Raw genomic sequence first — 22,162 nt, 5'->3', positions numbered from 1 at the left:
CTCCTTTGCGTGAGATTGTGGTGATTTCATTATACCAAAGAAGTTCCTTCTCTTTTTATATGTTCTTCACTTTTGTGCAGTAAAGTTTTCCCACAATTATTTTACACTAACGCTTCCCGATTGGGAAACTGCGTTTTGCACTTTGCGAATACGAAGCAATGCCGAATTAGAATTTGCCTTCCTTAGCCGCGCCTTCTACGGCTACGGCGACAGCGACGGACGCGCCGACCATGGGGTTGTTGCCCATGCCGAGGAAGCCCATCATTTCTACGTGAGCCGGTACGGAAGACGAGCCGGCAAACTGAGCGTCAGAGTGCATGCGGCCCATCGTATCGGTCATGCCGTACGAAGCCGGACCGGCAGCCATGTTGTCCGGATGGAGCGTGCGGCCCGTACCGCCGCCGGAAGCGACGGAGAAGTACTTCTTGCCCATTTCGACGCATTCTTTCTTGTACGTGCCGGCAACGGGATGCTGGAAGCGGGTCGGGTTCGTCGAGTTGCCCGTAATGGATACGTCGACGCCTTCGTGATGCATGATGGCTACGCCTTCGCGGACGTCGTCGGCGCCGAAGCAGCGGACGTTAGCCCGTTCGCCCTTGGAGTAGGGGATTTCGCGGACGATGTGGAGTTCGCCTGTTCCGTAGTCAAACTGGGTCTGTACGTACGTAAAGCCGTTGATACGGGAGATGATCTGGGCGGCGTCCTTGCCGAGGCCGTTCAGGATAACGCGCAGGGGCACCTTGCGGGCCTTGTTGGCGTTGCGGACGATGCCGATAGCGCCTTCGGCGGCGGCGAAGGATTCGTGGCCGGCGAGGAAGCAGAAGCACTGCGTTTCATCCTGGAGCAGCATCGCCGCCAGGTTGCCGTGGCCGAGGCCTACCTTGCGGTCGTCGGCGACGGAGCCGGGAATGCAGAAGGCCTGAAGGCCTTCGCCGATAGCCTTCGCCGCTTCTACAGCCGTGCGGGCGTTCTTCTTGATGGCGATGGCCGCGCCTACCGTATAGGCCCAGCCGGCGTTTTCAAAGGCGATGGGCTGAACGGTCTTTACGATCTGGTACGGGTCGATGCCTGCGGCGGCGCAGATGTCGCGGCATTCTTCTACGCTGCCGATGCCGTATTCTTTCAGCACGCCGAGGATTTTATCTATTCTTCTGTCGTAGCTTTCAAACAATTCCATGATGAGCCCTCCTTATTCTTTTCTCGGATCGATGTACGAAGCTGCTTCGTCAAAGCGGCCGTAATGGCCTTTGGCGTCTTCCATGGCCTTTGCCGGTTCTACGCCTTTTTTGATAGCGTCCATCATCTTGCCGAGGTGGATGAATTCATAGCCGATAACCTGGTTTTCTTCATCGAGAGCCATGCGGGTGACATAGCCTTCGGTCATTTCCAGATAGCGCGTGCCCTTGGCTTTCGTGCCGAGCATCGTGCCGACCTGGCTGCGCAGGCCCTTGCCCAGGTCTTCCAGGCTGGCGCCGATGGGAAGGCCGCCTTCGGAGAAGGCCGTCTGCGTACGGCCGTATACGATCTGCAGGAAGAGCTGGCGCATGGCTACGTTGATGGCGTCGCATACCAGGTCCGTATTCAGCGCTTCGAGGAGAGTCTTGCCCGGCAGGATTTCCGAAGCCATCGCTGCCGAATGGGTCATGCCGGAGCAGCCGAGGGTTTCTACGAGGGCTTCTTCGATGATGCCGTCCTTTACGTTCAGCGTCAGCTTGCAGGCGCCCTGCTGGGGAGCGCACCAGCCTACACCGTGAGTCAGACCGCTGATATCCTTAATTTCCTTGACCTGCACCCATTTGCCTTCTTCAGGAATCGGTGCCGGGCCGTGATACGCGCCCTTTTTCACGGGACACATATTCTTTACTTCTGTCGAATATAACATGATATTTCACCCTTTCAGAAAACATAGAAACTACTACATCATAAATCAGCGCCGCGTCCTTCATCCTTTGAGCTGATTGTACATCTGACGGAACATCGCGCTGTACATACTGCCTTTACGCCACAAAAACGTCACGGCGTGGGTGACGGAAAAATCGCGGATAGCGATTTCTTTGAGCCGCCCGTCCGTTACTTCCTGCCGCACGGACTTTTCATATAAAAAGGCGACGCCGCAGTTGCGGCACGTCAGTCCCTTTACGGCCTGGGGGCTCCCTACTTCATGGCGAAGGGGGAAATCGGAAATCGTCAGGCTGTGCTCGGCCAGGCTCCGTTCCAGGAGCTCCCGGGTGCCGGCGCTTTTTTCCCTGACGATGAGCCGATAGCGCATCAAGTCGGCCAAAGACATTTCCGACGGCGCGTCGTAATCGGGCCCGCATACGGCGATGAGCGGCTCGTTGGAAAACAGCAGCGTTTCGTACTGGTCCTGGTCGAAGAACCCTTCGACGATGGCAAAATCAATAATCCCCTCGTCAACGGCTTTCAGCAGCTTGTCCGTATCGGCAATCTTCATCCAGATGTTCACGTCGGCGTGCTCGTGGAGGAAATCGGCCAGGCGGTCGATGATCTCGAATTCGCCGATCGTGTGGGTCGCCCCAAAGGCGACGGATTTATTGTTTTGCTGCAGGTCCTGCAGGCGCTGCTTGAGCATGACGTTGTCATGGCTGATCGTCGTCGCCGCGTTGAGCAGAATTTGACCGGCCTGGGTCAGTTCCAGCCGCTTGCCCGTGTAGTCGAACAATTTAGTCTGATACTCTTTTTCCAGATGCCGGATATGCTGCGATACGGCAGGCTGCGTAATCTGCAGTTCGGCGGCAGCCTTCGTATAATTCATGTGGCGGCAAACGCATAAAAATGTATGGATACGAAAATCTAACATATGAACCAATCCTTTCCCGTATACTACAATATGGTCATCAAGAACTCCATTCAACATTACGGATTTACGTTTTCCATAGGAGTATTTTATGATATTTTCCTTGATTCCGCAAGTGGAATACGGCTGAAAACGCCTTAGTTATCGGGACTGATGCGTTCCCACGCAGACGTTTACAATACCTTGCCATTATATCTATTCTTTATATATTTTTCAATATATTTCTTCCATTTTCCCGCCGGGGGCTGCCATGCCCCGACCGTTTCCGACGTTGCGTTTCTTCTGGAGTATGGTACAATATGTACAATTCTCTTATACTATACGCTCTGAAGAAAGGATGAAGCCCTATGAAAAAACTTCTCTCCCTCTTATCCCTGTCGTTCCTGCTCCTAGCTGGTTCCACTGCGTCCCAGGCTATGGATTCGGACACGCTGCTCCAGTCGCCCGACCGCTACCGCGTCGTCAGCGCCCAGAACGACAGCGTCGTCTACGTCGATATCAATACCATTCAGGCCATTCAGACCATGGATTATCCCAACAGCCTCGAAAACCTGTCCTGCACCCTCTACGTCGAAACGTATGCCGACCCCTTAGACGCCGAAGCCTATCAATCGGGCCGGCTGATTCGCCAGATCAACGAATACAAGGCGTCGTTCCACGCCAATAAGCGGGAGCAGTCCTATTCCTTCGACAGCACCCTGACCGGCGTATACGCGCCGGACGGCCAATCTTTTTACGTCAATACATCGGCCGATCCCCTCCGCCTCCGCGACGTCATGGGAACGTTCATCAACATCCATCGCGCAGCGGCGCTGATACGGAAATAAGCCGCCCTTGACAGCAGGCCCAACGCATTTTTCAAAATGTAGTTGCAGGCCTGTTTTTTTTTGTTTAATATAATCATGTATGGGCCTTACCATACGCCCATTGTATTGTTTTATAGTATATGAAGAAAAGGAAGCGTTCTATGGAAACTGAAAAATACATGAAGATGATACGAAACAACCCGTACGTCATCGCCCGCATAGAAAACCCGACCGACGCCATGAAGCTCCTCGCCGTCCAGACCAACGGCCTGGCCCTCCAGTACATCGACAATCCGACGCGGGAGATGGAAGAAGCGGCCATCGCCAATACGGCGCGGGCCATCCAGTTCATCGACAATCCGCCGGAAGACCTGCTGCTCCATGCCGTGCAGAGCGGCTGGAACAACCTGGCCTACGTGGAAAACCCGTCGCCGGCCCTCATTCAGGCGGCGCTCTCCCAGTCGGGATGGGCCATCCGCTACATCCCCAATCCCAGCGAAGAGCTGCAGCTGCAGGCCGTGCGCAAGAATTACGACGCCGTAAAATACATCAAGAACCCCAGCGCAGCTGTTCAGGAAGCGGCCGTCGCCGAAAACTACGAGGCTCTGCGCTATATCGACGCCCCAGCCCCGTCAGCAGTCTTCGCCGCCGTGCAGAAGGCCGAGCAGGCCGTCCTGCTCCTCTCCCATCCGACGAAGGAACAAATGCTGTCCTTCTTCGCCCTCAACCCGATGGTCATGAAATACGTGCCCAAGGACTGCGTCATCAGCCGGGACGAGCTCAAAGAAGTGCTGCGGCGTGTCCTGTCTCAAGACGACGTATCGGAGCCGTACGTCCGCGCCTTTATCAACTGCAGCGCCCTGGACATGAGCCCCGTCGACAAGGTCCTATTCGTCGACCAGTGGGGCAGCGCCAAGGCCAAAAAAATCACCGTAGACGAAAAATTAACCATAAAATAGGAGACTATCATGAATTTTATCGACACCTTACGAAGCGTAGAATTAGTCCTGGCCGCCGGCGAAGTGCCCCTTCTCGTCGGCGAGACCGGCATCGGCAAGACCTCCCTGGCTCATCAGCTGGCGGAGAAACACGGCTGGACCCTCATCAATATCGATGGCAACCTCCTGAAGGAAGGGGAAATCGGCGGCCTGCCGACCATTGCTTCCTACACGCGCCGCGACGACGCGGGACAGACCGTCGAAGAAAAGACGACGGTCTACGCCGTCCATCATAAGCTGCGGGCCATCGACGAAGTCATCGCCGGCGGCGGCACCGTACTGCTGTTTATCGACGAAATCAACCGCTGCGAGCACGCCGTGCAGCAGGAATTGATGAACCTCATCCTCAACAGGGAAATCAACGGCTACGTCCTGTCGAAGGACGTGCGCATCGTCGCCGCCATGAACCCGGCAGACTCATACGACTACGAAGCCGTCGCCATGGATGCCGCCCAGGAAAACCGCTTCGTCTGGCTGTATATGGAAGCGGACTACCTGCAGTGGCTGGACTGGGCCGCCGACGCCGGCATCGACCCGAAGGTCATGGAATTTATTTCCACCTTCCCGGAATACCTGGATAAACACAACGACGGCGACATCAACGCCACGCCGCGCAGCTACGAGCGCATTTCCGACCTGTATAAGCTCTACACGCAGCAGGGCGACGTGCCGAAGGCCGTATTCTTCAACGTCATCCGCGGCAACGTAGGCAAGCTCATCGCCGAAGAATTCGTAAACTTCATCGAATCGGACGCCCAGCCCCTCATCAGCTACGACGACGTGTTCTCCGGCCCGGCCCTGAACCCATCCCTGGCAGAGCGCGTCGCCGGCGAAAGCCACACGCGCCTGTACCTGGCAGCCAAGAATATCCTCCGCCGCCTGGACGATGCCATCGACGACGGCCAAGCCGATGAAGCGATAGACCGCCTCATGGAATACCTGTCCCTCTATCCCGTCGATCTCCTTATCGGCATCATGAAGGACATCAAGGCAACGAACGAGCGGGTCTACGCCTACGCCATTGAAAACGCCAATTTCGTCGACGCCTACTTCAAGGCGTACCGCCCTATCAGGTGATCCTATGGAACACAATCTGACCGTCGAAGCCATCCTGCTGTACCAAAAGGCCTCCCTCGTCGCCGACGACCTGCGGAAACAGCAAAATCAAGGAAACAGAGCTCCCGTACCGACAGCCTTCGCCAGGGAATTTTTCTCCTTCATCGACAGGCTGAACCTGCATCTCATGGAAGACAAGGACAATTTTTTCGGCTATTTCCTGTTTCAGATGGGAAAGGAAATCCGCTTCAGCATTGCCGATGCCACCAGCGTCACCTTTAAAGGCACGCGGTATATTTTATATTTCAACCCCCTCATCTTCCTCGCCCTGTCGCCGGAGCAAATGGAAACGTCTATCAAGCATCAAATCCTGCACGTCGTTTCCATGCATCTCGTCCGAGCCAAGGAGCTGAAGGGAAGCTACAGCAAGCAGGCCATCAACCTGGCCATGGACGTCGTCGTCAATACCTACCTGGACCATTTGCCGCCCTTTTCCACGACCATCGACTGGGTCAACATCAACTTCGACCTCCTGCTGACGCCGTTCGAGTCCTTTGAATACTACGTGGAAAAAATACAGACGGCCCTGGACCTGCGGACGGATAAAAAGGACGCCCCCGAAGAAGGGAGCCGCCGCGACGAAACCATCGCCGTGTCCTACAGCCCCGACCAGACCCACGACGCTTGGGACGAATCGGACGACATAGACGAACAAACCCTGCGGAAGTTTACGGCCAAATACATCGACTCCGCCCACAAGGGCCAGCTCTCCAACTACTTGGAAAGCATGATTTCCGCCCTGAAAGCCGAAGACGAAGACCTGCCCTGGCACTGGTACCTGAAAAAGCTGGTCGGTTCCATTGCCAGCGGCAAGAAAAAGACGACGGCCCGGCGCAACCGCCGCCAGCCGGAGCGGCTGGACCTGCCCGGCCACCTGCGGGCCCACGTGGCCAGGCTCATCGTCGCCGTCGACATCAGCGGCAGCATCAGCGACAGCGAGTTCAAGCAGGCCATGCAGGAAGTCTTCCACATCGTCCGCAACTATAAGCACGACATCACCCTCATCGAATGCGACGACGAAATCCGCCGCGTCTATCAGGTCCGCGAGCTGGCCGACATCAAAAACCGCCTCGACGTCCGCGGCGGCACGTCCTACTCGCCCGTCTTCCAATACGCCAACGAGGCCAAGGACATCGACCTCCTCATTTACTTCACCGACGGCAAGGGCGAAGCCAAACTCGCCGAACCGCCGCGAGGCTATAAAGTCCTGTGGGTCCTCTCCGGCCGCGGCGAAACCCTGTCCGTCCAGGAACCCTGGGGCCTTGTAAAAAAATTAAAAGCCATCAAAATAGAATACGACCCGGCCCTGGACTTCGACAACGTAGAACGGGGCGGCTTCTCCATGAACAATCAGGAGAGCATGCATTTGTAACAAAAAAACAGGCAGCTTTTTATATTACTAATTAGCTGCCTGTTTTTTATTATCATGGAGTACTAAAAAATAATTAGGTATTGGCAAAGTTTTTTCCTAAATCCAAGGCGTACAGCATGCTTTCTTCGTTTGCGATTCCCTTTCCGGCAATATCGAAGGCCGTGCCGTGGTCGACGGACGTGCGGATGATCGGCAGGCCCAGGGTGACGTTGACGCCCGAATCAAAGGCCATCATCTTCATGGGGATATGTCCCTGGTCGTGGTACATGGCTACGACGATGTCGTATACGCCCTTATGGGCCTTCAAGAATACCGTGTCCGGCGATACGGGCCCGTCTACGCAAAGTCCTTCCTGCTTCGCCGCTTCAATGGCCGGCGTGATTTCTTCAATTTCTTCCCGGCCGAAGATACCTGCTTCCCCGCTGTGCGGATTGAGCCCGGCGACGGCAATTCGCGGCGACGGTTTTCCCAGCCGCTTCATGGCGTCGTCGGCTAAATGGATGCATTCGAGGACGCGGGCCTTCGTCGCCCTGTCGCAGGCTTCCCGCAGGGAACAGTGCGTCGAAACGTGGACGACGGACATCGTTTCGCACCAGAGCATCATCGTATACGTCTGAGTGCCGGTCAGCGTCGCGAATATTTCCGTGTGGCCGTCGAAGTTATGGCCGCCCTTGTGAAGGGCTTCCTTATTGAGCGGCGCCGTCGTGACGACGCTGATATCGCCTTTCATGGCGTCGTCGATAGCCCGGGCGATATACTGATACGCGCCGTCGCCGGCGGCGGCGGAAACCTGGCCGATTTCAAAATCCTTTCCCACTTCCAGCTCTGCGACGGAAATGACGTTGATGCAGCCCGGTTTAAAATCTCCCACATTGTCGATGCGCGCCAAGGGCGTCTTCATCTTCAGCGCGTCATGATAGTATTTCAACACGCCGTAGCTGCCGTAAATCACCGTAGATTGCTGATATTCATGATGATATTCCAGAGCTTTTAACGATATTTCAGGGCCGATACCGGCAGGATCGCCCATCGTAATGCCGACAAATTTTGCTGCCAAGACAGCTCCTCCTTCCACAAAGCAACAGATATGCAAGTTTTATGTTGTTTTGTTTTGTTTATTTTTGTTGCTTTTATTATAAATTTCAACGCCCTATAAGTCAATACAAAAGTCATATCGACAACATGCTTTTTTATCATGTGCTGTAACGACTGATACTCTGCAATATTTCTGCTCGCACGACGATTTTAGTTCACGATGTTGAACCAGCGAGGATAGCCGCGTTATGCGATTTTAACATGATTAAAACAGAATAAAACATATTCAAACAAAAAGGACTGCAGAATGAAGATCGTCTCCCCATTCCGCAGCCCGTTCCGTTTAGGCTTTATGTTCTGTTACAGCATCCGCAAGCGCTGCATGCAGGCCCATATGTCCGCCTTGCTGCCGAAGGCCCCGGCTTTCGTGACGACAGCCATGCCGTCCCATGGGCCGCCGCAAAGGCGTCCCTGCACAAATCCCGGCAGGATTTCCTGCTGAATATGCGAGCCTGCGCACTGCAGGGCCTGAATGACGGCGATCGCCGTATCTCCGCCGGTCAGGAATAATCCCGCCGCGTCGGCCTCCTGCAATAGCTGCGGGACGGCCTCGCTCAGGGTGCGCTTCGTACATTCAGCCAAGGCATCTGTCGACAAGCCAATCTGCTGTCCATAGGCGACGAAGTCTTCATAGTCCTGCCGGCAAGCTGCCGCCGTAACGACGACATCCGTACCGCTCTTCAGGAGCGCCGCCGCCTGAGCAAGCTCTTCCCGTATGCTGCCGGTCTGATGGGCCTTCGCCATGTCGATGCGAACGACAGGCATGCCCTGGGCCCGGCAATAGGCGATTTGCTCCATCGTCTTGCCGCTGATGCTGCCGACGACGGCGACGGCCGGTTTCGGCGGATACAGGACGTTCAGCAGGGCTTCTGCCAAGCCGGCGGAACCAATCCACAGAATCCGGCGGCCTGAATCTACGGCCTGCCGGGCGATATACGTCAAATGGTCCGGCGACACGGCGTCAAACGTATAGGCTCCTGCGCCAATGCCCACGGCCTGTTGCTCTAAATCGGACACGGCATAATGACGAACCGGTCCCGTACAGGGCTCCAGCAGCTCGGCAATATTATCGCACTGCAGCGGATTGCGCGGGTCCTTTGCGATTTCCGTATCCAGCAGCGCCGTTCCCTGCACATACAGCCGCTGTCCCTGCACCCATCGCCCCTGGGCCGGATAGGACGGCGCGAAAAGAATCGTTTCCGGCTCATAGGCGTCTATAGCGGCCCGGACTTCTTCCCGTATATGGCCGCGCAGGGTAGAATCCACCTTCTTATACAAATAGCGGCAGCCGCCGGCGGCCATGACGGCCTGTACCGCTCCAAAGACCTTGTCGTACGCTTCCTGGGGCGATACGACGCGGCTCTCCGTATCGACGACGAGGCTGTCTGCGTTGCCGGCAACCTGCGCCGCATCCAATACCACCTGTACGGGAATCCCTTTCTTGCAAATCTGGACGCCCGTGTCGTTCGCGCCGGTAAAATCGTCGGCAATTACAACAAATTCATGCATGGTATCCCTCCGTTACACGTGTATAAACGTCACGTTATGCTCTTGAAACAGCTTTTCTTCCTCCGGCTCCAGGACGTAATCGCTGATGACCACATCCATGGCCCAGATATCAAAAATATAATGCAGCTTGTGCTTTTTGAACTTGGAATGATCTGCCGCCAGCACGGTCTTGTCAGCGGCCTCCACGCAGGCCCGCTTCAAATCAATTTTCTGGGCGTTGGCCGTCATAACCCGCCAATCAGGCGTCACAGCCTGGGTCCCCAGGAAGTTCAAGTCGAAATGCATCTGCCGGACCATGTTCGTAGCCAAGGCGCCGCAGGTCGAACCCGATTCTTCATCGACGTAGCCGCCCAGCATAATCACGTCCAGCCCCGCCGCCGGCATCAATACCTGGGCGATGGCCAGGTCGTTCGTGACGACGGTCAGCCCGTCCCAGCGCTTCTTGGCAATCAATTCAGCCAATTCGTAATTCGTCGTCCCGGCGTCCAGGTAAATGCTCATGGACGATTCGATGAGCGGCAGAGCGGCTTCTGCAATCTGCCGTTTTTCTTGTATCCGCACCAGCTTGCGGTTGTGATACGTCGCTTCCTTGACCAGCGATTCCGTCAGCACGGCTCCGCCGTGGCTCTTTTCCACCAATCCGTTATCTTCCAGCAGCTGCAAGTCCCTTCGTATGGTCATCGTCGTGACGCCGAGCTGCTGCGCCAGCTCGTTTACTGCCACGGCCTTGTTCTTATACAGTTCGTCCAAAATGAACTGCCGTCGTTCTACAGGCAGCATAGGTACTCCTCCTTTAAGGCATATATCATAGATTTCTAAATTTTATGTTTTTATTTGTTCTTTTATGTTACTCATTATAGCAAAGTATTCTTTTTTCGGTCAACTAGTTCACACAGAAAAAACCTGCCCCCGGCAATACGAGGGCAGGTCTGCACAACATTCTATGAAATTACAGAGCCGACTTGCTCTGCGGCTTCCCCGTTTCAAAGTTCCATGGGTCTTTCTTGATAAAGCCGTCAGAAAAGGGAATGAAAACCGAAACGATAGCTGAAATGGCTAAGAGGTAAATGAACCAGGCGTAGGGAATGACTTCCAGCGGCGAAACTCTGCCGGCGGCGAAGCTGGTCACAATAAGCATCTGGGCGCCGTAGGGGATGAGGCCCTGGAAGATGGAGGAAAAGGTGCTGAGCAGAGCGGCGCTGCGGCGCGGGTCGACGCGGAAGGTATAGCAGATTCCCTTGGCGACTTCGCCGTTGATGATGATGGCCACGGTATTGTTGGCCAGGGCGATGTCCGTAATGGACACGAGGGCCGAAATCCCCAGCTCGGCCGAATTCTTCCCGTGGATAAAGCGCTGCACCCGGTCCAGCAGGAAGGCGATGCCGCCGGCGCGGCTGACCATTTCCGCCAGGCCGCCGGTGAATAAGGACAGGAGGAAAATGTCGCTCATGCTGAGGAAGCCCTTATAAATGGCCTGGGCAAAGGACAAAGGAGCCAGCGCGCCGTACCACAGGCCGATGGCCCCAGCCAGGAAAATACCGCCTACGAGGACGACGAACACGTTCACGCCCATGACGGCCGTCACCAATACGGCGATATACGGCAAGACCTTAATCCAGTCGAATTCGTAAGGCCCCGACGTCGCGCCGGCTCCCGATTCGCCGAAGGCGATGAGTAAGATGACCGTAATGACTGCCGGCGCCAAGGTCAGCCAGAAATTCAGCTTGAACTTGTCCTTCATTTCGCAGCCCTGAGTCCGCGTCGACGCGATGGTCGTGTCGGAAATGATGGACAGGTTGTCGCCCAGCATGATGCCGCCGATAACGCAGCCCATGATAAAGGGCAGGGAAATGCCCGCCTTGTCGGCGACGGCAATGGCGATGGGCCCGACGGCGGCGGCGCTGCCGCAGGACGTGCCCGTAGCCGTCGCGATGAAGCCGGAAATGATAAAAATCCCTGCGGCCAGGTATTCTGCCGGAATGTAGGTCAGGCCCAGGTTGACCGTCGAGTCCAGGCAGCCGCTGGCGCTGCACACGGCGGCGAAGCCCCCGGCCAACAGGTAGATAATGCACATGATGAGGATGTTCGAATCGCCGCAGCCCCGGACGAAGGTCTCAAACTTCTCGTCGAAGCTCCCGGCCAGTAGGACGAAGGCGGCCATGACGCCGATAATCGCCGCCAGCGGCGCCGGGAACTGATAAAAGGCCATGTCCGCCCCTTGATATTCCAAGATGACACCGCATCCTAAATACACGATGACAAAGATGGCGAAGGGAATCAGGGCCTTTCCGCTCGGCTCGACGGCGGATTGGCGAAGCAGCTTTTTCCCCGTTTTGATTTCTTCCTTAATATCCATGTATTCGCTCCTTCCTGTATAAAAATAATCAAACTCTTCACGCAAGATATACATACGTCCGCGGCATATGTATTTTTCCTTCATGATACCATGAACGGCGGCAAACAAAAAATATATATCCGTAACAGTATTCCATAGATATTTTATATGGATAGAAAATCCATCCAAGGATATATCCTATGACCTGACATGGGCTACCTGGCACAGCGATTCCCGCAGGAGGCGGATGTATTCTTCCATTTCCGCGCTGAGAGACATGTTCTTGAGCTGTATCCAGCCGATCGTCATGCCGCCGAATTCCCCCTTGAGGGGAATGGCCGTAATATCGTCGCTGGCAACGGAAGGAATCAGGCAGCCCGTGCCCAGATTGTAGGCGTCCGTATGGGACAAGATGCTGAACATCGTCGAGCGGTCCGTCACGTAGACGACCTTTTGGGAGCAGATTTCCGGTATGACGAATTCTTCGGAAAACTGATAGGGATCGCCTCCCTGCTCATACCGCACATAGGGATAGCGGGCCAGCTTCTGCACGGTCAGCGATTTCTGCCCCGCCAGGGGATGACGCTTGCTGAGATAGACGTAGGGCGGGAATTTATAAAAGGGGATAAACTCCAAGTTGTTTTTCTCAAACAGCCGGTGCATATACGAGGCAATGAGGTCGGACACATATAAAATCCCGATCTGGCTGTCCTGCACGAGGACGTCCTGTACGACCTGCAGCGTCTTGACCTCCCGAATGCGCGCGACGTAGCCTGCCGCGCCGGCCTTCCGCTGCATGAACCGGATCAGCGCGTCGACGGGGAACATATAGTGCTGCGACGATACGGACAGATAGATATCCTTTTCCTTAGGCTGGCCCTGAGAGAAATACTCGTAGATGTCGTCGGACGCGTCCAGAACCCGATGGGCAAACTGGAGAAATTTCATGCCGTCCTCCGTAAACGACGCGCCGTGGCGGCCGCGCTTCAAAATCGTAATGTGAAATTCGTCCTCTACGTCCTTAATGGCCTTGCTCAGGCTCGGCTGGGCAATAAACAGCCGGTGAGCCGCCTCCGTAATGGACCCGCACTTATACACCTCCACGATATACCTAAGCTGCTGCAGCGTCATATTTTGTCGCCTCCTCGTTATTCCATAGTTTTTATCTATGGTTTATTGGCATTACCCGATATTATTCAAGTCAAAGTATAGCTGATATACTTTGAGATAGCAAGAGGGCCCGATAAGCTCTCGCCATTCGGATTTATATACATGCCGATAGTATGACAAGGAGGCTGGTACTTATGAAACGAGAAGAATTGATGAATTTAGGATTTGCCACGCGGGCTATTCACGGCGGAGCCGCGCCCAACACGTTCGGAGCCTTATCCGCCCCGATCTATCAGACGTCGACCTTCGTGTTCGACTCGGCCGCCCAGGGCGGCAGCCGCTTCGCCCTGCAGGAGGACGGCTACATTTACAGCCGCCTGGGAAATCCGACCTGCGCCGTCGCCGAAGAAAAAATCGCCCTGCTGGAAGGCACGGAGGCCTGCGTGTCTGCCGGTTCGGGCATGGGCGCTATTTCCTCGGCCCTGTGGACCCTTCTGGAGCAGGGCGGCCACCTCGTAGCCAGCGAAACGCTGTACGGCTGCACCTTCGCCCTCATGAACCACGGCCTGACCCGCTACGGCGTCGACGTGACCTTCGTCGACATGACCGATCTGGACGCCGTGCAGAAGGCCCTGCGCCCTGACACGAAGGCCGTCTATCTGGAAACGCCGGCCAACCCGACGCTGAAGATCATGGACATCGAGACAATCAGCGCCATGGCCCACCAGATCGAGGGCTGCCAGGTCGTCGTCGACAACACCTTCTGCACGCCCTACATCCAGCGGCCCGTCGAATTGGGCGCCGATATCGTCGTCCACTCGGCGACGAAGTACCTGAACGGCCACGGCGACGTCATCGCCGGCTTCGTCTGCGGCCGCAAGGACTACATCGACCAGGTCCGCCTCTTCGGCATCAAGGACATGACGGGCTCCGTCCTGAGCCCCTTCGACGCCTTCCTCATCGCCCGCGGCCTGAAAACGCTGGAAATCCGCATGGAACGGCACTGCGCCAACGCCATGAAAGTAGCCGCATTCCTGGAAGGCCACCCGGCCGTAGCCTCGGTCAGCTATCCCGGCCTCAAGAGCTTCCCCCAGTACGACCTGGCTAAGAAGCAGATGGCCCTGCCCGGCGGCATGATTTCCTTCGAGCTCAAGGGCGGCAAGGCCGAAGGAGCCGTCGTCATGGACAACGTGAAGCTCTGCAAGCTGGCCGTATCCTTAGGCGACGCCGAAACCCTCATCGAGCACGCCGCATCCATGACCCATTCGACCTATACGCCGGACGAATTAAAAATGGCCGGCATCAGCGAAGGGCTGGTCCGCCTGTCCGTAGGGCTAGAAAACGCAGAAGACATCATCGCCGACCTGGAACAAGCTTTGAACTTGATTGCAAAATAAGTGTCCCCTCTTCATAAAAAGACTCGTACGCTTCCGTGCAGTACGAGTCTTTTTGCATTCCCTTATACGGGATAATAGCGGAACAATCCGCCCTGCTCTTCCCGGCGCAGCTGGCCGTGATGGAGCAGGTATTCGATGTGGGCTAGGGTCTCGCCCATGGCGAACCATTTCTGCGTCGGCGGGAATTCATGCCACTTCTTGCCGCGCATGGACCAGGTCATATGGGGAGCGATGTCGTAGGCCGTCGAGCCCGGCTGGGCGGCGGCGATGGACAGGACTTCGTTCAGGCGGCGGCGGTGGTGTTCCTTGATTTCGTCGATGCGCCCGACGATGGACGTATTCCCCTTGCGGTGTCCCGGCAGGGCCAGCTTGACCGGCAGGCTTCGCACCTTTTCCAGGCTTTCCAGATAATGATCCAGGGAATCGCTCATGTTGGGCCACACCTGGATGTTCGGCGTAATGTCGAAGAGGATGTGGTCGCTGGTGAAGAAGATTTCCTGTTCCGGCAGGTAGAGGCAGCAGATGCCCTTCGTATGGCCCGGCGTATGAATGACGTGAAAGTCGATGTCGGCCAGGCGCACGACGTCGCCGTCGGCTACGGCATGGATGGGGAAATCGATGCGCGGCGAGTAGCGGCGGGCCTGATTGGTGAACTGGCTCTTGATGTCCTCCGGCGGCATGCCTTCCTTCATGTACGTGTCTTCGATGAACTGCCAGGCTTGTCCGGCGTGTTCGTCGCACAAATAGGTATAGTCTATTTCATTCATGTATACGGGGCAGCCGGCGGCGGTAAACAAGCCGACGAGGCCGCTGTGGTCGCCGTGGAGGTGGGTCAGAAACAAGTCCGTCCGGCTCAGGTCGACGTCCAGCTCGCGCAGGCCGCCGCACAAGGCCGCCTGGCATTCGGGCCGGTTGAACCCCGTGTCGATGACCAGGTGGCGCGTCGGCCCCTTGACGACGTACGAGTTGAGGTATTTCAGGGGGTTGTCCGGCAAATCTACGTGAATCTGGTAGATGTCGGGGTTGTGGTACAGCTGTTGGATCATGCCGATTCGCTCCTTTGCAGCAAATAATATCACAGGATATAGCAAGCAGCAGGCTGCCCCGCGGGACCGGCCTGCTGCTTCGTTGTTATTCCGTTACGATTTCCGCTTTGAATACGTTGATGACGTCGGCGTCGGGGCAGCAGAAGACAGCCGTGCCCTCGGGCTGTCCCGGAATGGCGCCGCCATAGCGCAGGATATCGACGTAGGGAAAGGCGACGTGCATCGCCATGGGGCAGAGCTTGCCCCGCTCCGTGTCGTAATCAAAGGTATCGCCGATGCGGTGGCCCCGATGGCATCGGCAGGGGCCCTTCTTATCGATGAGCGTCAGCTTGATCTTCGGCCGCGTCATCCTTCGTCACCGGTGATGCCGAAGATGCGCTTGCCGTTTTCCAGGGTAATCTGCCGCACTTCTTCCGTCGTCATGCCCCGCAGGCGGGCGATTTCGTCGGCTACGTACTGGACGTAGGCCGGTTCGTTCCGCTTGCCCCGGTACGGCGGCGGCGTAAGGTACGGGCAGTCCGTTTCGATGAGGATGCGGTCGATGGGCAGTTCGGCGGCGATGCGCTTGAGCTTCGTCGACTTCGGAAAGACCATAGTACCTGTAAAGCCGATGTAATAGCCCATCTTGATGAGCTCCTCGGCCATTTCGAGGCTCCCCGAATAGCAGTGGAAGACGCCTCGCGTCCCCTTGCCGTATTTGCGCAGGAGGTCCATCGTGTCGCCGTGGGCTTCCCGGTCATGAATATCCAGGGGCATGTCGAATTCGAGGGCCATCTTGATCTGCTCGATGAATACTTCCTGCTGGATTTCATGGGACGGCTTGGGCCAGTAGTAGTCGAGGCCGACTTCGCCGATGGCTACGACCTTCGGCTCCGTTTTGAGCCACTGGCGAATCTGCTCGAAGCCTTCGGGAGTCGCCGATGCCGCGTCTTCGGGATGGATGCCGACGGCGGCGTAGACCTCCTTGTACTGATGGCTCAGGGCGACGGCCGCCGCAGACGACGGCACGTCCGTACCGGGGCACATCATATATTTCATGCCGGCGTCAAAGGCCCGCTGGATCATGTCTTCCCGGTCTTTGTTATACGAGCCCGACGTAATGTGGCAGTGCGTATCGAACAGCATCAGCGCACCCGGCTTCCCGGCGCCATGCCGTCGGCGAAGACGACCTGCAGGTTGCCGTTGCCGTCGGAGGCTGCCAAAATCATGCCCTTCGATTCGACGCCGCACAGCTTCACGGGCTTCAAGTTCGTCACGACGACGACGCTCTTGCCGACGAGGTCCTGCGGTTCGTAGTACTGGGAAATGCCGCTGACGACTTGGCGCGTTTCCGTGCCGAGGTCGATCTGCAGCTTCAGGAGCTTCTTCGCCTTGGGAATTTTTTCGCAGGCGACGACCTTGCCGACGCGCAGATCGACGGCGCCGAAATCGTCGATGGAGATTTCCGGCTTCGTCGGTTCCTGCGCTGCCGGGCAGGCCTGGGCCGCCTTCTTAGCCGCTTCGTCTTCAGCGATTTCTTCCTTCAAGTCGTACCGCGGGAAGAGGGCATTGCCCTTGCAGACCTTCGTACCGGCCGGATAGCCGCCCCAGGTCTGGCCGTCGGAAAGGAGGGCCTTGTCGAAGTCAGCCAGGCCGAGCTGTTTCCACATGTCGGCGGCGCTGACGGGGATGAAGGGGCTGACGAGGAGGGCGATGACCCGCAGCGATTCGAGGAGGTTGTACAAGACGGTCTGGAGGCGTTCGGCCTTGGCTTCGTCTTTGGCCAGGACCCACGGCGTCGTTTCGTCGATGTATTTATTGCTGCGGCGGATGAGGCCCCAGACGTCGTTGATGGCGTCGTTGATCTTCATGTCGTCCATGAGGGCTTCAAACTGCTTGGCCGTTTCGACGGCGCAGGCTGCCAGTTCGTCGTCGACAGGTTCCTTCACCGTCGGGCCGGCGGCGACGCCGCCTTCGTATTTTTCGACCATGGCCAGGGTGCGCTGCAGGAGGTTGCCCAGGTCGTTGGCCAGGTCGGAGTTGATGCGGTTGATGAACGACGGCAGGGAGAAGTTGCCGTCCTGGCCGAGGCGCACTTCCTTGAGCAGGTAGTAGCGCAGGGCGTCGGCTCCGTACCGTTCGATGAGGGGGATGGGGTCGACGACGTTGCCCAGGGACTTGCTCATCTTCGTGCCGTCGACGATGAGCCAGCCGTGGCCGAAGACCTTCTTCGGCAGGGGCAGGCCGCAGCTCATGAGCATGATCGGCCAAATGATCGTATGGAAGCGGACGATTTCCTTGCCGACGAGGTGCAGGTTGGCCGGCCAGAATTTTTCAAATTTTTCCGGGTCGTCGATGTAGCCCGCCGCCGTCAGGTAGTTTGCCAGGGCGTCGAACCAGACGTATACGACGTGCTTCGGGTCCCAGGGTACCTTGATGCCCCAGTCGAAGGACGTGCGGGATACGCACAGGTCTTCGAGGCCGCTCTTGACGAAGGCGATCATTTCGTTGCGCCGCGATTCGGGCTGGATGAAATCGGGATTTTCTTCGATGAATTTCAGCCAGCGGTCGGCGTATTTATTCATTTTCAGGAAGTAGGCTTCTTCCTTGACCAATTCGAGGGGACGGCCGCAGTCCGGGCAGATGTGCTGTCCTTCTGGCAGCTTGTTTTCCGGCCAGAAGGATTCGCAGGGCGTGCAGTACCAGCCGGCGTATTCGCCCTTGTAGATGTCGCCGTTGTCGTAGGAAATCTGCATGAGCTTCTGTACGACCTTTTCGTGCCGTTCTTCCGTCGTGCGGATGAAGTCGTCGTTGGAAATGTTGAGCTTTTTCCAGAGCTGCTGGAAGAGGGCGACGATTTCGTCGACGTATTCGATAGGTTTGACGCCTTTGGCTTCGGCGGCACGCTGGATTTTCTGGCCGTGTTCGTCCGAGCCGGTCAGGAAAAAGACGTCGTCGCCGCGGAGGCGGTGGAAACGGGCCAGCGAGTCGGCGATGGTCGTGCAGTACGTATGCCCGATGTGCAGCTTGGCGCTGGGGTAGTAGATGGGAGTCGTAATGTAATAGGTCTTCTTTTCAGCCATGAGTTCTGTTCCTCCTATACCGGCAAATGAGCCGGCTTATGATAACGTGAGCGCAGCCTGATAGACGCTGCGTTTCGGCGCGCCGCAGCGCTTGGCTACGATGCGGACGGCTTCTTTTTTATCGACGCCCTGATCCATGAGCTCCCGGACCTGGGCGGCGTAATCGCCGTCGCCGGCAGGCGCGTCTTCCGAATCGGCCGCCCCGGCGACGAGAATGACAAATTCTCCGCGCGCGCCCTGTTCGGCCAGCTCCTGCGTCACCTGGCTCAGGGGGCCGCGCATATATTGTTCGTACCGTTTGGTCAGTTCCCGGCAGAGTACGGCCTGCCGGTCGCCCAGGACATCCAGGAGCTCCCGGAGCACCGTCTGGATGCGGTGGGGCGCTTCGTAAAAGATGAGCGTCCCGCCGTAGCTCTTCACGCGCTCCAGCACGGGCCGGCGATGCTTCTGGGTCTTGGGCAGAAAGCCGATAAAGGTAAACTGCGTCGTGTCCATGCCCGACGCGATGAGGCCCGTCAGGCCGGCGTTGGCCCCGGGCAGGGGCACGATGGGGATATCGGCCTCGATAGCCAGCCGCACGAGGTCGCTGCCGGGGTCGCAGATGGCCGGCATGCCGGCGTCGCTGACCAGGGCCACCATCTGCCCCTGGCGGAGCAGGTCGATGAGCTGGGGCCCCTTTTCGGCCTTGTTGTGCTCATGATAGCTCGTCAGAGGCGTGTCGATATCGTAGGCCGCCAGAAGCTGCTTCGTGTGTCGCGTGTCTTCGGCGGCGACGACGTCGGCCTCGCGCAGGCAGCGGACGACGCGGTACGTAATATCTTCCAAATTTCCTATGGGCGTCGCGCACAAATAGAGCGTTCCCTTTTGAAAAACTTCAGCCATCGTATCTCCTTTCCCCTATTCCTTTCCGTACATATCCAACACGGCCCGGCTGTACGAGCCGTCTGCTTCGTGGACGATGAGGGGCGGCCATATTTCTAAGCCGGCGCTGCCGCCGCGGACGCCTTCGACGAGAAAGAGCTTGGCCTTTTTATCGGGCCGGCCGTGAATCATCTGCAGGGCCTTAGGCTCTACGTCGTGGCGGCGCATAGATTCCAAAATATCAGCCAGCCGTTCCGTAATATGAACCATGCGGAACCGTCCCCTGTATTTCAAGGCATATTTGACGGCTTCCATCACGTCGTCCAAGGTAGCCGTCTCTTCGTGGCGGGCCCGGCGAATGCCGTCAGTTTCGCTGTAGGCGCCGCGGCTCTTTTCCCGGTACGGCGGGTTGGCGTAGACGACGCTGTAATAGCCGCTGGGCGACCATTCCCGGATGCGGCGGTAGTCGCCTTCGACGATGCGTATCCTGTCGTCCCGCCCGTTGAGAGCCGCGTTGCGGCGGGCGATGTCGGCCATGACCGGATTGAGCTCTACGCCCGTCACGTCCGCCGCCCCGCGGGCCGTCAGAATGAGGGGTATGGCCGCCGTCCCCGTCCCCAAATCGAGAGCCGGGCCGCGCAGGACCGGGCCGAAATGAGCCAGGAGCACCGTATCGATGGAAAAGCAGAACTGGTCGTCCCGCTGGATGAGCTTCATGCCGTCCAATACGAGGTCGTCGAGGCGCTCGTGGGGCCGCAGTATATCAGTCATGTTCCACTTCCGCTACGTCGGACCAGGACACGTTGATGGTATGGCCGTTTTCCAGCTGTACCTTGACGGTGTGGTCCTTCATGTGGACCCGCAGGACCGTGCCCGTCCCTTCGTCGGTAATGACCTTGCGGCCTACGGCCGGCGGCTTCTGCTGCTCCGCCTTCTGCTGGCAGCTTGCGCATTTCAGCTCGCCCGACGTGTACAGGGAGTTTTCATAGCGCAGGCAGCACATGAGGCGGCCGCAGATACCGGAAATCTTCGTCGGGTTCAGGCTCATGCCCTGGCTCTTGGCCATGCGGATCGACACGGGCTTGAAATCGCCCAGGAAGGTGGCGCAGCACAGGGGCCGGCCGCAGCAGCCGATGCCGCCGACCATCTTCGCTTCGTCGCGCAGGCCTATCTGGCGCAGCTCGATGCGGGTGCGGAACACGGCGGCCAAATCGCGGACCAGCTCGCGGAAGTCGATGCGCCCGTCGGCCGTAAAAAAGAATATGATCTTGCCCATGTCGAAGGTGTAGTCCACGTCGATGAGCTTCATGGGCAGCTTATGCTTGGCAATTTTTTCCTGGCAGATGCCGAAGGCTTTCTTTTCCCGCTCTTTGTTGCGTTCCACCTGGCGCAGGTCCTTGGCCGTGGCCTTCCGGATGATCGGCTTCAAGGGCTGCACCACCTCGGCCGAGTCGACGCTGCGCGGGGCGATGACGACGGAGCCGTATTCCATGCCCCGGGCCGTCTCGACGATGACACCGTCTTCCAAATCCAGGGGAATGCCCGTCGGATCGAAATAATATATCTTACCAGCAGGTTTAAATCGTATACCTACTACTATCAACTAAATACCTCCTTTGGCCTGTATGCACTGTATACAGACGTAATCCCATACAAGGCGCGTATTGACGTGGCGGCCTGCCGCTTCCATGCCTTCGTCGAAGGCCCGCAGCATGGCGAATATGGCCTCGTCTGTCCAATAGGTCATGAGCTTCATCATGTCTTCGGTATGCCGTTTCAGCCGCAGCAAGGACGGCTCGGCGCCGCTGCGCAGCACAGCCATATCCCGCAGGAACATGCCGGCCCAGCGCAGCGTTTCTATCGTTTCCGTTTCGGTCATATCGGCGCAGACGGACAACCACTTGGCGTAGGGGCAGCGGTGCGTCGCCGCGATGCGGAGAAATTCCAGAGCCCGCTCCGCCTCCTGGCCCCCGCCGCCGTCCAGATGGGCCAGAACGGACTGGACGATGCCGCCGCCCCAGGCCACGGCCTGCTCGTAGTCGGCAGGCCGGCCGCCGCGCAGGCGAAGGAGGCCTTCCGTCAGCTCTGCGTCGCCGACGGGCTCAAAGGCAATCTCGGCACAGCGGGACACGATGGTCGGCAGCAGCAGGGACGGCTGGTCCGTCACGAGGATGAAGCAGACGCCCCGAGGCGGCTCTTCCAATATTTTCAGCATGCGGTTGGCAAACTCGGCGTTCATCGTCTCTACGTGGTCGATGATGCAGACCCGCATGCAGCCGACCCGTCCCTGCAGTATCAGGCGGCTTTGAAGCTGGCGGAACTGGTCCACCTTCAGCATCGCCCCCTGCGGCGCTACGTAATAGGCCTCGTCTCCGTCGGCCGCGAAGGGCCCGTCGCCTTTCATGTCCTGACCGGCAAAGACGCGGCGGCCGGCCAGGGCCGACGCGACGGCAAAGGCCATCATCGTCTTGCCGACGCCGGACGGACCGGCAAAAATCATGGCGTGAGGCAGGCGGTCCTTTTCCAGCAGGCGGATCAGCCGCTCCTTGATGGCGCCGTGGCCGATAATATCCTGAAAATACTGCTCGTACATGGCCTGCCTCCTGTCGCCGGAAAAATCATCTTAACTAATTTATTATA

The 22,162-nt window shown here is 57.5% G+C and carries 21 protein-coding genes; 5 read left to right on the top strand and 16 right to left on the bottom strand.

What is annotated here, in order from left to right; translation table 11 throughout:
• Window positions 1-166 precede the first annotated feature (166 nt).
• The 3 genes from OCV58_RS04915 to OCV58_RS04905 are packed head-to-tail and all read right to left on the bottom strand — an operon-like array spanning window position 167 to window position 2,818.
• Window positions 167-1,177 carry a GGGtGRT protein gene (locus OCV58_RS04915; RefSeq protein ID WP_087478588.1) on the bottom strand — a complete coding sequence of 337 codons (1,011 nt, stop codon included), beginning with the start codon at window positions 1,175-1,177 and terminating at the stop codon, window positions 167-169.
• Between the two features lie 12 nt (window positions 1,178-1,189).
• The gene (locus OCV58_RS04910) at window positions 1,190-1,882 is read right to left on the bottom strand and encodes an iron-sulfur cluster assembly scaffold protein (RefSeq protein WP_087478587.1); all 693 of its coding nucleotides are present in this window, start codon (window positions 1,880-1,882) and stop codon (window positions 1,190-1,192) included.
• Window positions 1,883-1,942: 60 nt separating this feature from the next.
• The gene (locus OCV58_RS04905; protein WP_154877129.1) at window positions 1,943-2,818 is read right to left on the bottom strand and encodes a LysR family transcriptional regulator; all 876 of its coding nucleotides are present in this window, start codon (window positions 2,816-2,818) and stop codon (window positions 1,943-1,945) included.
• A gap of 344 nt (window positions 2,819-3,162) precedes the next feature.
• On the opposite strand from OCV58_RS04905, the gene OCV58_RS04900 reads away from it, so the two are divergent.
• The 4 genes from OCV58_RS04900 (at window position 3,163) to OCV58_RS04885 (ending at window position 7,107) form a co-directional block, all read left to right on the top strand.
• Window positions 3,163-3,642 carry a hypothetical protein gene (locus tag OCV58_RS04900; protein ID WP_154877128.1) on the top strand — a complete coding sequence of 160 codons (480 nt, stop codon included), beginning with the start codon at window positions 3,163-3,165 and terminating at the stop codon, window positions 3,640-3,642.
• Window positions 3,643-3,782: 140 nt separating this feature from the next.
• On the top strand, window positions 3,783-4,580 hold the full coding sequence (locus OCV58_RS04895) for a hypothetical protein (protein WP_154877127.1): 798 nt from the start codon (window positions 3,783-3,785) through the stop codon (window positions 4,578-4,580).
• A gap of 9 nt (window positions 4,581-4,589) precedes the next feature.
• Entirely contained in the window at window positions 4,590-5,696 is a 1,107-nt protein-coding gene (locus OCV58_RS04890; RefSeq protein WP_154877126.1) for an ATP-binding protein, read from the top strand.
• Window positions 5,697-5,700: 4 nt separating this feature from the next.
• Window positions 5,701-7,107 carry a vWA domain-containing protein gene (locus tag OCV58_RS04885; protein ID WP_154877125.1) on the top strand — a complete coding sequence of 469 codons (1,407 nt, stop codon included), beginning with the start codon at window positions 5,701-5,703 and terminating at the stop codon, window positions 7,105-7,107.
• A gap of 73 nt (window positions 7,108-7,180) precedes the next feature.
• Here OCV58_RS04885 and pdxA read toward each other — a convergent pair whose 3' ends face one another.
• The 5 genes from pdxA to OCV58_RS04860 all read right to left on the bottom strand — a co-directional run bounded on the left by pdxA (window position 7,181) and on the right by OCV58_RS04860 (window position 13,177).
• Window positions 7,181-8,164: a 4-hydroxythreonine-4-phosphate dehydrogenase PdxA gene (gene pdxA / locus OCV58_RS04880; RefSeq protein WP_095629070.1), complete on the bottom strand. Its 984-nt coding sequence runs from the start codon at window positions 8,162-8,164 to the stop codon at window positions 7,181-7,183.
• Between the two features lie 338 nt (window positions 8,165-8,502).
• The gene (locus OCV58_RS04875) at window positions 8,503-9,711 is read right to left on the bottom strand and encodes a four-carbon acid sugar kinase family protein (RefSeq protein WP_154877124.1); all 1,209 of its coding nucleotides are present in this window, start codon (window positions 9,709-9,711) and stop codon (window positions 8,503-8,505) included.
• Window positions 9,712-9,723: 12 nt separating this feature from the next.
• On the bottom strand, window positions 9,724-10,491 hold the full coding sequence (locus tag OCV58_RS04870) for a DeoR/GlpR family DNA-binding transcription regulator (RefSeq protein ID WP_087478579.1): 768 nt from the start codon (window positions 10,489-10,491) through the stop codon (window positions 9,724-9,726).
• Between the two features lie 169 nt (window positions 10,492-10,660).
• A complete protein-coding gene (locus OCV58_RS04865; RefSeq protein ID WP_154877123.1) occupies window positions 10,661-12,067 on the bottom strand; it encodes a Na+/H+ antiporter NhaC family protein in 1,407 nt (468 codons plus the stop codon).
• A 177-nt stretch (window positions 12,068-12,244) separates the two neighbouring features.
• Window positions 12,245-13,177, bottom strand: a complete 933-nt coding sequence (locus OCV58_RS04860) for a LysR family transcriptional regulator (protein ID WP_154877122.1) — start codon at window positions 13,175-13,177, stop codon at window positions 12,245-12,247.
• A gap of 173 nt (window positions 13,178-13,350) precedes the next feature.
• On the opposite strand from OCV58_RS04860, the gene megL reads away from it, so the two are divergent.
• A complete protein-coding gene (megL, locus tag OCV58_RS04855) occupies window positions 13,351-14,553 on the top strand; it encodes a methionine gamma-lyase (protein WP_154877121.1) in 1,203 nt (400 codons plus the stop codon).
• A 62-nt stretch (window positions 14,554-14,615) separates the two neighbouring features.
• Here the strand turns inward: megL and OCV58_RS04850 are convergent, their stop codons facing one another.
• From OCV58_RS04850 to OCV58_RS04815, 8 genes are all read right to left on the bottom strand, one after another.
• The gene (locus OCV58_RS04850; protein WP_154877120.1) at window positions 14,616-15,599 is read right to left on the bottom strand and encodes an MBL fold metallo-hydrolase; all 984 of its coding nucleotides are present in this window, start codon (window positions 15,597-15,599) and stop codon (window positions 14,616-14,618) included.
• A gap of 85 nt (window positions 15,600-15,684) precedes the next feature.
• Window positions 15,685-15,948, bottom strand: coding sequence for a TIGR04076 family protein (locus tag OCV58_RS04845; protein ID WP_154877119.1), 264 nt, complete (start codon window positions 15,946-15,948; stop codon window positions 15,685-15,687).
• The gene (locus tag OCV58_RS04840; protein ID WP_154877118.1) at window positions 15,945-16,724 is read right to left on the bottom strand and encodes a TatD family hydrolase; all 780 of its coding nucleotides are present in this window, start codon (window positions 16,722-16,724) and stop codon (window positions 15,945-15,947) included. Before OCV58_RS04840 ends, OCV58_RS04845 begins: the two co-directional genes overlap by 4 nt.
• Complete coding sequence (metG, locus tag OCV58_RS04835; RefSeq protein ID WP_154877117.1) at window positions 16,724-18,661, bottom strand: methionine--tRNA ligase; 1,938 nt, start codon at window positions 18,659-18,661, stop codon at window positions 16,724-16,726. Before metG ends, OCV58_RS04840 begins: the two co-directional genes overlap by 1 nt.
• Window positions 18,662-18,697: 36 nt before the next feature.
• Entirely contained in the window at window positions 18,698-19,543 is an 846-nt protein-coding gene (gene rsmI / locus OCV58_RS04830) for a 16S rRNA (cytidine(1402)-2'-O)-methyltransferase (protein WP_154877116.1), read from the bottom strand.
• A 15-nt stretch (window positions 19,544-19,558) separates the two neighbouring features.
• Entirely contained in the window at window positions 19,559-20,293 is a 735-nt protein-coding gene (locus tag OCV58_RS04825; protein ID WP_154877115.1) for a tRNA1(Val) (adenine(37)-N6)-methyltransferase, read from the bottom strand.
• Window positions 20,286-21,125 carry a PSP1 domain-containing protein gene (locus OCV58_RS04820; RefSeq protein ID WP_087478570.1) on the bottom strand — a complete coding sequence of 280 codons (840 nt, stop codon included), beginning with the start codon at window positions 21,123-21,125 and terminating at the stop codon, window positions 20,286-20,288. The genes OCV58_RS04825 and OCV58_RS04820 overlap by 8 nt, the downstream gene beginning before the upstream one ends.
• Window positions 21,126-22,115: a DNA polymerase III subunit gene (locus OCV58_RS04815; RefSeq protein ID WP_154877114.1), complete on the bottom strand. Its 990-nt coding sequence runs from the start codon at window positions 22,113-22,115 to the stop codon at window positions 21,126-21,128.
• Between the last annotated feature and the right edge of the window lie 47 nt (window positions 22,116-22,162).

Source organism: Megasphaera stantonii (assembly GCF_025567065.1).
Lineage (GTDB): Bacteria > Bacillota > Negativicutes > Veillonellales > Megasphaeraceae > Megasphaera > Megasphaera stantonii.
The sequence above is the reverse complement of the archived record's forward strand: the minus strand, read 5'-3'. Positions and strand labels throughout refer to the sequence as shown.

Coding starts and splice junctions, on each gene's coding strand:
- OCV58_RS04895 (WP_154877127.1), top strand. CDS start 3,783: ATGGAAACTGAAAAATACATGAAGATGATACGAAACAACCCGTACGTC.
- OCV58_RS04915 (WP_087478588.1), bottom strand. CDS start 1,177: ATGGAATTGTTTGAAAGCTACGACAGAAGAATAGATAAAATCCTCGGC.
- OCV58_RS04875 (WP_154877124.1), bottom strand. CDS start 9,711: ATGCATGAATTTGTTGTAATTGCCGACGATTTTACCGGCGCGAACGAC.
- OCV58_RS04860 (WP_154877122.1), bottom strand. CDS start 13,177: ATGACGCTGCAGCAGCTTAGGTATATCGTGGAGGTGTATAAGTGCGGG.
- OCV58_RS04825 (WP_154877115.1), bottom strand. CDS start 20,293: ATGACTGATATACTGCGGCCCCACGAGCGCCTCGACGACCTCGTATTG.
- OCV58_RS04890 (WP_154877126.1), top strand. CDS start 4,590: ATGAATTTTATCGACACCTTACGAAGCGTAGAATTAGTCCTGGCCGCC.
- OCV58_RS04845 (WP_154877119.1), bottom strand. CDS start 15,948: ATGACGCGGCCGAAGATCAAGCTGACGCTCATCGATAAGAAGGGCCCC.
- metG (WP_154877117.1), bottom strand. CDS start 18,661: ATGGCTGAAAAGAAGACCTATTACATTACGACTCCCATCTACTACCCC.
- OCV58_RS04885 (WP_154877125.1), top strand. CDS start 5,701: ATGGAACACAATCTGACCGTCGAAGCCATCCTGCTGTACCAAAAGGCC.
- OCV58_RS04815 (WP_154877114.1), bottom strand. CDS start 22,115: ATGTACGAGCAGTATTTTCAGGATATTATCGGCCACGGCGCCATCAAG.
- OCV58_RS04910 (WP_087478587.1), bottom strand. CDS start 1,882: ATGTTATATTCGACAGAAGTAAAGAATATGTGTCCCGTGAAAAAGGGC.
- OCV58_RS04905 (WP_154877129.1), bottom strand. CDS start 2,818: ATGTTAGATTTTCGTATCCATACATTTTTATGCGTTTGCCGCCACATG.
- OCV58_RS04840 (WP_154877118.1), bottom strand. CDS start 16,724: ATGCTGTTCGATACGCACTGCCACATTACGTCGGGCTCGTATAACAAA.
- OCV58_RS04850 (WP_154877120.1), bottom strand. CDS start 15,599: ATGATCCAACAGCTGTACCACAACCCCGACATCTACCAGATTCACGTA.
- OCV58_RS04865 (WP_154877123.1), bottom strand. CDS start 12,067: ATGGATATTAAGGAAGAAATCAAAACGGGGAAAAAGCTGCTTCGCCAA.
- megL (WP_154877121.1), top strand. CDS start 13,351: ATGAAACGAGAAGAATTGATGAATTTAGGATTTGCCACGCGGGCTATT.
- OCV58_RS04900 (WP_154877128.1), top strand. CDS start 3,163: ATGAAAAAACTTCTCTCCCTCTTATCCCTGTCGTTCCTGCTCCTAGCT.
- rsmI (WP_154877116.1), bottom strand. CDS start 19,543: ATGGCTGAAGTTTTTCAAAAGGGAACGCTCTATTTGTGCGCGACGCCC.
- OCV58_RS04870 (WP_087478579.1), bottom strand. CDS start 10,491: ATGCTGCCTGTAGAACGACGGCAGTTCATTTTGGACGAACTGTATAAG.